Source organism: Schaalia meyeri, assembly GCF_900105015.1.
GTDB classification, from domain to species: domain Bacteria; phylum Actinomycetota; class Actinomycetes; order Actinomycetales; family Actinomycetaceae; genus Pauljensenia; species Pauljensenia meyeri.
This window is the reverse complement of the sequence record NZ_FNLK01000006.1, coordinates 36,955-49,244: the sequence shown is the minus strand read 5'-3', so window position 1 is coordinate 49,244 and position 12,290 is coordinate 36,955. Positions and strand designations below refer to the sequence as shown.

The 12,290-nt window shown below is 64.8% G+C and carries 14 protein-coding genes; 7 read left to right on the top strand and 7 right to left on the bottom strand.

The genetic code is table 11. From position 1 onward, the window contains the following. Window positions 1-94 precede the first annotated feature (94 nt). Entirely contained in the window at window positions 95-535 is a 441-nt protein-coding gene (gene arfB, locus BLT68_RS03085; RefSeq protein WP_074632768.1) for an alternative ribosome rescue aminoacyl-tRNA hydrolase ArfB, read from the bottom strand. Window positions 536-577: 42 nt separating this feature from the next. Next, complete coding sequence (locus BLT68_RS03080; RefSeq protein WP_050695160.1) at window positions 578-1,177, bottom strand: uracil-DNA glycosylase family protein; 600 nt, start codon at window positions 1,175-1,177, stop codon at window positions 578-580. A 223-nt stretch (window positions 1,178-1,400) separates the two neighbouring features. Here BLT68_RS03080 and BLT68_RS03075 point away from each other — a divergent pair, with 223 nt between their 5' ends. From BLT68_RS03075 to BLT68_RS03055, 5 genes are all read left to right on the top strand, one after another. Beyond that, the gene (locus BLT68_RS03075; RefSeq protein ID WP_408641286.1) at window positions 1,401-2,432 is read left to right on the top strand and encodes an alpha/beta hydrolase; all 1,032 of its coding nucleotides are present in this window, start codon (window positions 1,401-1,403) and stop codon (window positions 2,430-2,432) included. 194 nt (window positions 2,433-2,626) lie between these two features. Further along, window positions 2,627-4,003, top strand: coding sequence for a replication-associated recombination protein A (locus BLT68_RS03070; protein WP_074632766.1), 1,377 nt, complete (start codon window positions 2,627-2,629; stop codon window positions 4,001-4,003). 118 nt (window positions 4,004-4,121) lie between these two features. After that, window positions 4,122-5,051 (top strand): ABC transporter ATP-binding protein, encoded by a 930-nt coding sequence (locus BLT68_RS03065; protein WP_074632765.1) that lies wholly within the window; start codon window positions 4,122-4,124, stop codon window positions 5,049-5,051. Further along, a complete protein-coding gene (locus BLT68_RS03060) occupies window positions 5,044-5,799 on the top strand; it encodes an ABC transporter permease (RefSeq protein ID WP_074632763.1) in 756 nt (251 codons plus the stop codon). The genes BLT68_RS03065 and BLT68_RS03060 overlap by 8 nt, the downstream gene beginning before the upstream one ends. A 31-nt stretch (window positions 5,800-5,830) precedes the next feature. Next, window positions 5,831-6,502 (top strand): TetR family transcriptional regulator, encoded by a 672-nt coding sequence (locus tag BLT68_RS03055; protein ID WP_074632762.1) that lies wholly within the window; start codon window positions 5,831-5,833, stop codon window positions 6,500-6,502. A gap of 14 nt (window positions 6,503-6,516) precedes the next feature. On the opposite strand, the gene BLT68_RS03050 is transcribed toward BLT68_RS03055, so the two are convergent. Further along, window positions 6,517-7,323, bottom strand: a complete 807-nt coding sequence (locus tag BLT68_RS03050; RefSeq protein WP_074632760.1) for a class I SAM-dependent methyltransferase — start codon at window positions 7,321-7,323, stop codon at window positions 6,517-6,519. A 487-nt stretch (window positions 7,324-7,810) separates the two neighbouring features. Here BLT68_RS03050 and BLT68_RS03045 point away from each other — a divergent pair, with 487 nt between their 5' ends. Next, entirely contained in the window at window positions 7,811-8,728 is a 918-nt protein-coding gene (locus BLT68_RS03045) for a DNA repair protein RadC (protein ID WP_074632759.1), read from the top strand. Window positions 8,729-8,804: 76 nt separating this feature from the next. Further along, window positions 8,805-9,230, top strand: a complete 426-nt coding sequence (locus BLT68_RS03040; protein ID WP_074632757.1) for an SRPBCC family protein — start codon at window positions 8,805-8,807, stop codon at window positions 9,228-9,230. Here the strand turns inward: BLT68_RS03040 and BLT68_RS03035 are convergent. The 4 genes from BLT68_RS03035 to BLT68_RS03020 all read right to left on the bottom strand — a co-directional run bounded on the left by BLT68_RS03035 (window position 9,178) and on the right by BLT68_RS03020 (window position 12,105). After that, window positions 9,178-10,194 (bottom strand): Fic family protein, encoded by a 1,017-nt coding sequence (locus BLT68_RS03035; protein WP_074632756.1) that lies wholly within the window; start codon window positions 10,192-10,194, stop codon window positions 9,178-9,180. The two genes, BLT68_RS03040 and BLT68_RS03035, sit on opposite strands and share 53 nt — an antisense overlap. A gap of 180 nt (window positions 10,195-10,374) precedes the next feature. Continuing rightward, a complete protein-coding gene (locus BLT68_RS03030; protein WP_070779317.1) occupies window positions 10,375-10,920 on the bottom strand; it encodes a ClbS/DfsB family four-helix bundle protein in 546 nt (181 codons plus the stop codon). A gap of 53 nt (window positions 10,921-10,973) precedes the next feature. Then, a complete protein-coding gene (locus BLT68_RS03025; protein ID WP_070779318.1) occupies window positions 10,974-11,654 on the bottom strand; it encodes a DUF421 domain-containing protein in 681 nt (226 codons plus the stop codon). 1 nt (window position 11,655) lies between these two features. Next, a complete protein-coding gene (locus BLT68_RS03020) occupies window positions 11,656-12,105 on the bottom strand; it encodes a DUF3290 domain-containing protein (protein ID WP_074632754.1) in 450 nt (149 codons plus the stop codon). Between the last annotated feature and the right edge of the window lie 185 nt (window positions 12,106-12,290).

The window sequence follows — 12,290 nt, the reverse complement described above, 5'->3', positions numbered from 1 at the left end:
GGCGCGATGCCCGGGGTGTGCCCGAGAGGATTGCGGCCGACGTGTCCCTCAACAGATCGCGCGACGCCCAGGGTTCGTGCCCAAGGCTCGGGGGTCACTCCGCGTCGGGGCGGCGTCGGCGCGCCTTGACCTCGGCGCGTTTTTTCTTGTCCGCCAGGCGGCGCAGCTTGGATCCGTGGGGCGGCTTGGTGGGGCGGCGAGGCCTGGGCGGTGCCAGCGAGCCGCGCAGGAGTGCCGCCAGCCGTTCGCGCGCGGCCACGCGGTTGCGCCGCTGGGAGCGGTGCTCGGTGGCCACGATGGTGAGGACGGTGCCCGCCAGGCGCTCGCGCAGGCGGGTCAGCGCCCGCTCGCGCTGACCGCCGTCCAGGGCGGTGGTCGTGGCCAGGTCCAGGCTGAGTTGCACGCGCGAGTCCGCGGTGTTCACGCCCTGTCCGCCGGGACCCGAGGCGTGGGAGAAGCGCTCCCCCAGCTCGCCTGCGGGCACGACCAATCCGCGCGGGCAGCCGGGGCCGGGCGGGATGCGCAGGTCGTCCATGGCATCCAGTGTGCCATCAAGTCGGCCACGGCTGCGACCCTGTCAGGCGAGCAGCACTCCGACCCGATCCTTAAGCTCCGGCAGTACATCGGCGGCGAACCAGGGGTTCTTCTTCATCCATATTTGGTTGCGGGGCGAGGGGTGGACCAGGGGGAAGTAAGCGGGCAGGTAGTCGCGATAGCCGCGCACGATCTGGGTGAGCGAGGCGGATGATGGCAGGTGCAGGTAGCGCCTGGCCGCGTAGGCACCGACGAGGATCGTCAGGTCCAGGCGTGGCATGAGTTCGAGGATACGCGGGTGCCATTTCTCGGCGAAGCCCTTGCGCGGGGGCAGGTCGCCGCTTCTTCCAGTGCCGGGGAAGTAGAAGTCCATGGGGACGATCGCGATCTTGCCCGAGTCGTAGAACGCCTCCCGGTCGACACCCATCCAGTCGCGCAGCCGGTCGCCGCTGCGGTCATTCCACGCGATGCCGCTCTCTTCGGCGACGCGCCCAGGAGCCTGGCCGACGATCATGACGCGACATCGCGGGTCCGCGTAGAACAGCGGTTTCACCCCACGCGCTGTGTACGAGGCGTTGGCCGGGTCGGCGGCGATCGCGTCGGCGATCGCTCGGATGGCAGGGTTGGTGATCTCGGGGGTCATGCCTTCAGGGTAGGCCCGCCGCGCGCGAATGCACCCCCTCGGTTTGCCACCGCCGCCCACTAACGCTGAGGAAGCGGCAACTGCACGCGAAGGCAGTGGATCCTCGCCTATGCCCCTCGCGCCGCAGGCAGAGACTGAGAGCGGTTACGCCTCTCGCGTACCAAAGGCGGGACATCCCACACTCGTTAGCGTCTGCGGGGGTACAGGAACTACAGTGGAGGCCATGAAGGCAAAGGACGAGGGGGGACGCGAGGTGCATGCGATGAACACCAGATTACTCAGGTCACCGGTCAGGAGGACCGCCCTGATCGGCGCGACGCTCGCCATCGTCCTTCCCCTCCTGGGCATCGCCTCGTACACCTTCGACCAGGCGGTGCGCGCACTGAACTACGTGGACGACGAGGAGAGCGCCCTGTCGGTGTTTGTGCCCTTCTCGGCCATGGCATCGGAGCTGTACGGCTCCATTGACACGGTGGCCTACCAGCAGACCTACCGGGGTGTCACTTACGACAAGGAAGCGTACGTCTACGTTCCCAGCACCTACTCGCCGGACACTCCCGCGAACATCGTCTACCTGACGCACGGCTGGCGGGGCAGCGCCGACGGGCTGGCGGAGGTGCTTGCCCCCGTCGTCGACAACCTCACGACCTCGGACCAGCTCTCTCCGACGCTCGTCGTTTTCACGACCTACTATCCGGATCGCTCCTTCGCGGGAGATGATTACGAGGACGATTACGAGCTCAATCGTTTCTTCGCAACCACCGAGATCGACACGATCACCGACCGCGTTGAATCGCGCTACACGACGTTCGCCCACGGCGACACCTCGGATCAGTCCTTGCAGGCTTCCCGCACGCACCGCGCCTTCGGTGGTTTCTCGATGGGAGCGACCACCACGTGGGACGTCTTTTCCATGCGCCCGCAGCATTTCTACGGGTACATGCCGATGGCCGGCGAGTCATGGATCGGACGCGATACGGACGCGGACCTCGATCAGCTCGCGCAGCTCATTACCGCCGGTTCCGAGAGCGCGGACTACGGGCCTGACGACTTCCAGATCCTGGCTTCCGTCGGATCGAAAGACCCGGCCCTGTGGGACATGAGTCTTCAAGTGGACGAGCTCCGCATGGACTACCCGAACCTGATGACCCCGGAGAGCCTGCAGGTGTGGATCGACGAGGGAGAGACCCACTCCATGGCCTCCGTCCAAAATCAGGTGGCACACAACCTGCCGCGCCTGTTTCCGTCGGCCTAGGCGTATCCTCCCGGCAAAATAGGCTCGCGACATACCAGAACCGTACGGCTGGCGACGCGTTTACCGCCATCTGTCCTTCGCCCCTGTCAACATCCACGCCCCACGCGGGACACAGACGAGGGCGGGCGGTCCTACCCTGGAGACAGACGCGAGCCACGCGAGGCGGCCCGCGCCCCACGCAGGAGGGACGGTCCATGTCTGGCGTTCAACAGCGCTCTTTGTTCGAGGATTCCGGTGAGGAGGCACGCCCCCTCGCCGACCGCATGCGCCCAACTTCTCTCGCCGAGGTCGTGGGGCAATCCCACCAGCTCGGGCCCGGCAAGGCCCTGCGCTCTATGATCGAGGCCGACCGCACCCCCTCCATGATCTTCTGGGGGCCTCCCGGGGTCGGCAAGACCACCCTCGCACGCGTGATCGCCCGCCACACCTGCGCCTCGTTCATCGATTTTTCCGCGGTGACCAGCGGCATCAAAGAGATCCGCGAGGTGATGAAGCAGGCTGACGCGCAGGCGTCCATGGGCAGGCGCACCATCGTCTTCGTCGATGAGATCCACCGCTTCAACAAGGCGCAGCAGGACGCTTTCTTGCCCTTCGTGGAGAAGGGGTCGATCATCCTGATCGGCGCGACCACCGAGAACCCCTCCTTCGAGGTCAACAACGCGCTCCTGTCACGCTGCAAGGTGTTCGTCCTCAACACCCTGGCCGAGGACGACATCACCGCCTTGCTGCGCCGCGCCCTGGCCGACCCCCGCGGCTTCGGCGAGCAGAAGGTGCGCATTGAGGAGAACCTGCTGCACGCCATCGCGGTGTTCAGCAACGGGGACGCACGCGTGGCCCTGTCCACCCTGGAAATGGCGGTCCTCAACGGCGACGAGCACGGCAGGGCGACCACGGTCAGCGCCGAGACGGTCCAGCAGTGCACCTCGCGCAAGAGCCTGCTCTACGACAAGGACGGCGAGGAACACTACAACATCATCTCGGCCCTGCACAAGTCGATGCGCAACTCGGACCCGGACGCGGCCGTGTACTGGCTGGCCCGCATGCTCGAGGGCGGCGAGGATCCCCTGTACGTGGCGCGGCGCATCACGCGCTTCGCCTCCGAGGACGTGGGCCTGGCGGACACGAACGCGCTGGGCGTGGCGATCAACGCCTTCCAAGCGGCGCATTTCATCGGCATGCCCGAGTGCTCGGTCCACCTGGCCGAGGCCGTCATCTACCTGTCGCTGGCGCCGAAGTCGAACAGCTCCTACGTCGCCTACGAGAGGGCAAAGAAGGACGCGCTGCGCACCCAGGCCGACCCTGTCCCCCTCGCCATCCGCAACGCCCCGACCCACCTCATGAGGAACCTGGGATACGGGCAGGGGTACCGGCTGGCCCACCACGAGGCGGATAAGGTGGCCGCCGACATGCGGTGCCTGCCCGACTCGCTCGCGGGCGCCGAGTACTACAGGCCCACCGAGCAGGGCAACGAGAGGCGCTTCAAGGAACGCCTGGCGTGGCTGCGCGGCTTGCGCGATCGGGCGCGAGCAGCCGCACCCCGCGGCACATCTGGCGGCGCGAACCCGGCGTAACCAAAGGCAAGCCGGGCGATTCATTCCTTTTCTCTCGGGCTTGCAACCCTAAGTTAACACTGTTAACCTATCAACCGTCAGAACAAGTTAACAGCGTCAACTTATGGAGGGCTGTCACATGCCTAGATCAAAAACGAACGCGTCGGCGCTGCGCCTGCGTTCGGTGCACAAGAGTTACGGGGACCACGAGGTCCTGCGCGGAGTGAACCTCGACGTCGCGCGGGGCCAAGTGCTCGGCCTCCTCGGGCGCAACGGCGCCGGGAAGTCAACCCTCATCGAGGTCATGTGCGGACTGAGGAGCGCCGACTCGGGAACGGTGTCCGTGTGCGGCGCAGACCCCGCCAAAGAGCGAGTCGGCCAGCACATCGGGTACGCCCCGCAGGACCTCGGCGTCTACCCCGACCTCACCGTCGCCCAGAACCTCTCGTTCTACGGGCAGCTCGGGGGCGTTCCCCGGAAACAGGCCAGGGCCAGGACCGACGAGGTCATGGAGCTCCTCGGCCTGAAGGAGCAGTGCTCCAAGCGGGCGAAGCACCTGTCCGGCGGCCAGCGGCGCAGGCTGCACGCGGGCATGGCGATCATGCACCGCCCGGAGGTGGTCTTCATGGACGAGCCAACGGTCGGCGCTGACGTCGAGGCCCGGAGCCAGATTCTTCGCGCGGTGCGCTCACTCGCCCAATCGGGCGCTGCCGTCATCTACACCTCGCACTACCTCGCTGAGTTCGAGGAGCTCGGGGCGGACATCGCCATCCTCTATGGCGGGCGCATCGTCGTGTCGGGGACACTCGACCGCATTATCGCCGACCACGCCCGCGCCTCCATCGCCCTGAGTTTCGCCCACACGCCCCCACCCCTGGACGGCTGGAGGATCCAGGACGGGTGGCTTTATCAAGAAGGCGACATCCCCAATCCCGGTGCGCTCATCGCACAGGCCCTGGCCTCCCCAGCACTGAAGGACAACCACCTGGAGGACATCCACATCGGGCAGGCGGGCATACAGAGCGCCTATCTCTCCATCGTCGGAAAGGAAGAAGAGGACAATGCTTAAGAAACTATCGGCCGTCATCCGGCTCAACATCCGCCTCCAGCTCACGGACCCAGCCTCCACACTCATCCTCACGGTCATCCCCCTGATCCTCATCCCCTTCATGACCCCCGCGTTCAAATCCATGCTGGTAGCGGACGGGTACGTGGACGCGACCGGGGCGGAGCAGGCGGTACCATCGATGGCGGTGCTCTTCTCGTTCCTGTCCGTGCAGACCATCATCAACTCCTTCATCAACGAGCACGCGTGGGGGACGTGGCCCAGGCTGGCCGCCTCGGCCACTCCACGCGGCGCCGTGCTCGCCGGTAAGGCACTGGTCGCCTACCTCCTACAGTTCGTCCAGGTGCTCGCCGTGCTCGCCCTCGGTGCACTCATCTTCGGGTACAGGCCGAAAGGATCGGTGACCGCGCTCCTGCTGGCGATACTCGCCTTCTCCGCCGTCCTGGCCGCGCTGGGCGTGGCGATCGCCCTGTGGGCGCCCTCCCACGATGTTGCGCTCTCCCTGTCGAACATCATCGGCATGCTCGCCGCCGGAATCGGTGGGGCGTTCTGCACGGTGTCGAGCTTCCCCGACTGGGCGCAGCGCGCCGCGCGCTTCTCCCCCGCGTACTGGGCAATCGACGCCATCCACTCGGTGAGTCTGGACGGGGCGGGCGTCGTCGGCGTGCTCCCAGCCGTTGGCGTCCTCGCGGCGTTCTTCGTCGGCCTGGCCACGCTGGCGATGGTACGATTCGCGGTAAAGAAGGAGTAAACTTTTCACGCGAAGCCAGGGAGGAGAGGCCATGCCCGGTGGCGCGCCCAGAACACGGACGCTCACGAGGGGGAAGATCCTCGCGGCGGCGCTCACGCTCGTCGACGAGGAGGGCCTGCCCTCCCTGTCGTTGCGCGCCCTCGGCAAACGCCTCGGCGTGTCCCAAACGGCTTTCTACCGACACGTGCCCGACAAGGCCGCATTGCTTGAGGGCGTCGCCGAGGAGGTGCTGCGGATCGCCTTCGATTCTTTCCTCGCGCGCGTCGAAGACGGCCTAGCGGACGGCGACTGGCGGAGTTTCGCGCGCGAATACGCCATCGCCCTCCACACGACCCTCCTGGCCCACCCGGGCACCGTGATCCTGGTGCTCACGCACCCCGTTTCGACGCCGGGCCAGTTCGCGCTTCTCGCCAAAGTCATGGCGCGCCTGACGGAGGCTGGTTTCGAGGCGCCCCTGGACATACTCGCCGTCATCTCCGCTGTCTCCGTGTACACCACGGGATTCGCGGCGGCCGAGGTCGTTCCTCCGGTCGGCGGCGCGTCGGGCAAACCCGACGATGGCCTCGCCGATGCGATAGCGACCCTGCCTGAGGGCGACCTGGCCGCCCTCAGGGGCCTCATAGGCGACATGATGGAGGGGAACTGGGACTTCAACGCCCAATTCGAACGAGGCCTCGACGCCTTCCTGAGGGGATGGCGCTGAGGGGAACCCCCTCACTACCTCTGAATATCGATGGTGGTCATGAACACCATGCGGAACAGGTCGGAGATACGCATGGCGGCCCTGGTCGACAGTCTCGTCCCGCGCACGTGGATGTCCCGGTAGTAGGGGGTGTGTTCGATCAGGCGCGCCTGATCGATGAGCCTGTCGGCGAACGCGTGGGGGTCATCGATCGAAAAGCGCATGACCGAGGCGTTTTTCAAATGCTTCACGTAGCGCTGCGACATCTTCAGGCCCCTCGACGAGGTCACATCGAAGATCACTCGCACGTCGTCGAAAGCGGCCAGATGGTTGATGAAGTCGACGACGCGTTCCTCTTCGAAGAAGTGGAAGACGCCCGAGACGACGACAATGGTGGGGCGCTCACCGTGCTCCTTCACCCGTTCGATCCACGAGTAGTCGAACATGTCCCCCGGGATCAGGAACTGCCGATCGCCGGGCTTGAGGAGTTCCCTGCGCACGTCAATGACCTCGGGCAGGTCCAGTTCGAACCAGAGTGCGCGACCGTTGTCGCAGCGCCAGTACGTCGTCTCCAGGCCACATCCGACGTTCACGACCGTCGCGTCAGCGTGCGCCGCGAGGAACTCCCGGATCCGGCGGTCCATGTTGACGGAACGCGCGACGCTCGAGAGCATCGTGTATTCATTTTGCGCGTCGCACATCTTCGCGGCGTCCGAGGGCAGGGCAGGTTCGAGGTCCAGCACCTTGGAGTCGGCGATCATATCGGGATAGTGTTTCGACGCATAGATGCGCCCCACGAGGGGAATGTACAGGGTCATCGACAGCTCGCTCAGTTCGGCCATGGCCTTTCTCTCCTTTGCATCGCAGGAACGGTCACTGCTCACAGGGAACACCATCGGGCGCCAACTCGCAAGGTGTCAAGGTCCCGGCCACAATGCCGCGAGGCTGGCCGTTCCGATTGCGGCGAGGTGACCTGGCCGCTGGGCCAAATCAGCCGGGCGCGGGCGCGGGCCTTCTGGATCATCAGCGAGGGCGGCGCCCGAGACGAGGCGAAGCGAGGCCGCACCGAGGATCATACTTCCTTACCGACCGGGGATTTTATCGGTGAGCCCCTGCGATGCAAACCCGATTTTTCCTTGTGTTGACGGGATTTTTTCTCACCGCTATCGTGAGTGAAGGGCTGAGTGAGCACCGACCGCTCCCCTGGCCACCGGCCGCAGTCATTCTGTCTCCGGGGGCGAGCGAGGGCGCATCGCGGCTTGTCCCTCCACGATTCCGGGATTGACCGGTACGGATCGATCCCATACGCGCAGAAAGCGAGGCGAACGCATGAGCCTGTACTTCGGAGACGTGTCGCTGTGCTACACCAACTCCCTGGCGATGGCCCTGGATTCTTACGGGTTTCCCGTGCGGCCCGAGCGCCTGGAGGCACTCATGGTCATGGGCAACGGCGCGAGCGTCATGGAAGACGACCCTCGGCATCCGCTCGTCTTCTTCGACAACGGGGAGCCCGACGTGTCCATCAGTAACTGCCTGCGCATGCTCGGCTTCGAATGGGAGGACTTCTTCGCCGAAGAACCCGGCTGCGATCTCGCCGAGGTCCGGGATCGGCTCGCGGGCATGCTGGAGAGCGGCCCCGTGGTGGTGGGCCCCCTGGACATGGGACTGCTCACCTACAACCCGAACTTTCAGGGCCTGGGCGGGGTCGACCACTTCGTCTGCGTCTTCGGCCTTACCGGCGGCCGGATCCACCTGCACGATCCGGCGGGATTCCCCTGTATGAGCATGGAGTTCCAGGCCTTCGCGAAGGCCTGGGAAGCGCGGGCAATCTCCTACAAGAGGGGTGCCTTCTCCATGTGGGGCAACTTCACGCGGGTGAGGGAGCCGGGGCGCGAGGAGGTCTACCGGGAGGTCTCGTCGATCATGAGGAAGCGCTACGAGCAGGGCGAGTCGGGCGTCATCCGCGCCTACGCCGAGGCCATCGGCAGCAACGGAATGAGCTCGCAGCAAAAGCAGATGCACCAGTACTTCAGTTTCCGACTGGCTGCGGCGAGGAGCATCTACGCTGCCCGTTTCCTGGCCGAACACGACGCGGAGCGGGCAGAGCTCAAGGAGCGGATCGCCTCCCTGTTTGGGCAGGCGCACCTGCACACCCTGACGGAGGACAACGAGGCCCTGGCGGACACGCTGGAGGGAATCGCCGAGCTCGACGACCGCTTCAGGGAGTTGTGCATCCTGAGAGGGTGACCGGGAGGAGCCGGGCGGGGACATGACACACTCATCCAGGGCCTGGGCTCCGATGCGGAAGGGATAGTGAGAGACGATGACACGAGTTCGCGTGGTTCACGAGGCCGACCTGCCCTGGTCGGTATCCCAGGTGTGGCGTGTTGTCACCGATGTCGGTCAGTGGCGGTGGCGTTCGGATCTGGAGCGATGCGAGAGGGTCGGCGAGCACGACTTCATCGAGTATCCCAAGGGCGGCACGCCCATTCGTTTCACGACCGTGCGCCGGGAGGAGGAGCAGGTGTGGGAGTTCTCCATCGACGGGGAGGCCCTGGAGGGATCATGGCGAGGCGTCTTCACGCGGACGGGTTCCGGGTGCCACCTGCAGTTCACGGAGGACGTGGATGTGCGGGGCAGGTTTGTCCCCGGCTGGCTTGCCAGACTGTTCCTGCGCTCATACCAGGCCCGATACTTCAGGGATCTGCGCGCGCAGTTGCGTCGGCGCTACGGCGAGGCCGAGGTGTGAGGCTCCCCCCTGCGCGGACGATCCACACGCCGGACCTCGCACTTCCCTGCCGGATCAGCAGGCCTTCCTCTTTCAGTTCCGCGACGATCCGCTCGGCGCTCCGCTTCGAGCACCCGAGGATTTCCGAGAGCTGGGTGAGCGTGCCCCTGCTGTTCTGCCGGAAGAAGTCAAGCACGCGGGTCCGAGCCGCATCGCTCTTGCTCGGCGGCCTCGCGAACGGAAGAATCGACTCCCTGACCACCTCAAGCATGAACTCGACGAAACGCCCGCTTGAGCCGCTTGCGCCCGACTCAGCGAGGGCCTCGTAGTACACCGCCTGCCTCCTCCTGATCGCACTCTCGATGGGCAGCCACGCCAGCACAGGCCGCCACCTCGACAAAAGCAGGGTATGCCAGAGCCTGCCCACCCTGCCGTTACCGTCAGAGAAGGGGTGACAGAACTCGAACTCGAAGTGAAAGACGCACGAGGCGAGCAGGGGATGCATGCGCGTGGCGCGCAACCAGCCAAAGACATCTGCCATCACCTCCGGCACGTAGGCCGCCGGCGTTCCCGCGTGAATGAGGACATCTGCGTCGAATACTCCGACGTTACCGGAACGGAAACGCCCGGCATCAGGCACGAGTCCGTCCATCATCGCGCGATGAGCGCGAAGCAGATCCTCCACCGAATACGGATCCAAGCCGGGGATGAGATCGTAGGCACGACGCGCATTCTCAACTTCCAGGATGTCTCTGCGGTCACCGAGCACTCGTTTTCCGTCGAGGATTGCGGTCACCGCCCGCTCGTCGAGCCTATTTCCCTCTATCACGAGGGATGAGTGAATCGTCTCGATCCTCAGCTTTCGATGCAGCGTCGGGCTGGTCGCCAATGGAGCGTGAGGGGTAAGCATGCCCACGAGTTCCGCAATCTCCATGCACAGCGCATCGATCGCGTCGTTGCGTTCGATTGACGGTTCCAAGGGCATGGGCGGTCCTTTCATTACCGCCATAATTATACCGCCACTGGCGGTAATCCGGCTGCGCCACAAGGGGTGCCTCCCGCATCGGCGCCCACCCGGCCTCGTCGCGAAAAGCGAAGCCCCGCGGGCGCCTGAGCGCGAGGGGCCGCCCGTGGGAGCGAGACCCGCGCGTACACCCAGGCTCGGCTAGGCGCGCCTCGCGCATGCCCTTCGGTGGGCGCAAAGTTTCTTGAGCGCCCAGTCGTAGTGGGAACTCGTGGCGCTCACGAAGTAAGAGCCCAGCGTCGTGGTCCCCGTCCAGTCGAATCGTCCTTTATGGAACAGTTCCTCGTCGGAGAACCCCGCCGCCAGGGCCATGACCGCGTTGTGGGACTCTTCTAGCAGCCCGCGGGCCTTCTCCAGGGGCGTCTCCTGGTGTTTTCGCCACAGGGCGACGTTCATGTCGCCGTAGGTCCGCCACGTGTAGGGTTTGGGCAGGAACGGCCGTTTCTCCCCGGCCGCGTTGGCACCCGCCCAGTCCAGCAGAAGCAGGTGCCACTCGTGGAGATGGGCCAGGACGTCGCGCAGGTTCTCATCCCGGCTCCAGTGCGCCTCCTTCCGGCCCGTATCAGCAGAGAAGTCGAAGGGGGCCGCCAGCTCACCCTCGGTCATGGAGGCAATAAACTCCGTGAGTTTCCCGTATCCGCGCGCGGACGCGGCGATCAGCTCGTCTTTGCTCGTCGGGCGGGCCATGAAAGGGCCTCCTTATACCAATAGGACCACATTGTTCCGGACCCCTCGCGATCTCAGCTGCCCCGCGGCGTCTCTCGCTGCGCGAGTTTAGCGGCCTTCGAGAAAGGCACGACCTCAAGCTTACCGTCAACCAGCTCGCCCAGGAAGACCTGCTTGACCGAGGAATAGCCCTGCGCCTTCAGCTGTTCCTTCACCCACGCGGCATCCCTGCCCGCGAGCGCAAGGCCATCGGATACCATCTGCCCATCGCTCACCAGCGGCAGGAGCGAACGCCTGGCACCATCATCACGCGCCCGAATCGTGAGGCTTCCATTGGTTTCCATGATGGCCGCCTCAATGTCTGCCACGCTGGAGACGCCGTGCTCGCGAAGGCTCCTGCTCAGCCCCTGGGCCGTCAGCCCGACTTTCGCGCATCGGGCGATGTCCACTTTTCCGTCGCGGATGAGCAGCTCGGGCTGGCAAGCCGCGAGCTTCTTGAACGTCTTGCTGGTATCAATGAGGATCTTCGTGGCCACAACAACGAGCGACCAGATGAGGATGATGATCAGGAACTGCAGCAGCGTGATCGACGAGTTGTAGATGACTCCGCCGATGATGCCGCCCAGCACATAGTTCTGGACCTGGTTGAGCGGGGTATTGAGCGAGAAGTCTCGCTTACCGAGAATGTTGATCTGGAAGATCATCATGAGGATCCCCAGCGCGAACTTGATGGCCGTCAGCGTGTAGAAATCCATGTCAGTGTTTCCCGTTCACATAGACGTTGTGATCAATGATGTGGGTTCGCTCAAGCGTGTAGGAGTTGTTATCGTCGCCCAGGTGGACCAGGTAGTCCTCCTCGTTGAAACGCACGATGATACCGTCTTGCAGAGACGTCGAGTTCACCAAGACCTCGCTGGCTGGGACGTCATGGTCTGTGGCGACGCCCTCTATGAAGTGCACGAGCAGCTGGGACTGGGAAAGCTGATTGCTCAATCGGAAGAACTGCTCGGTCTGGATACCCAGCAGCACGAGGGAGAGAACAAGGAGGCCCACCCCGGCGTCACGCCAACGGGTCCGCGCTCTGTCACGCAGGTAGAGAACACTGAAAACGAGAGCAACCAGAAGCAGGACGATGATCGCCGCCACGCGCCGCGTCGAATCAGCACTCTGATGGGAGACGATGTAATCGAGGGTGTAGAAGTCCATGCGCGTCCAGTCTCGTTTCCGATTGGCTTTGAACGACGACAGCGTACCACCACGTGATTCATCGCCACCTCAGGGTTCCGGGAACTCGGCGAGCACATCGTCTCCTTTTCGCACGCCACTGGCCTTGTCCTCGTCAATGGACGAGCCCCCGGAGCCCTGCGAGCTGGCCCCGTCGCCCGTCACGC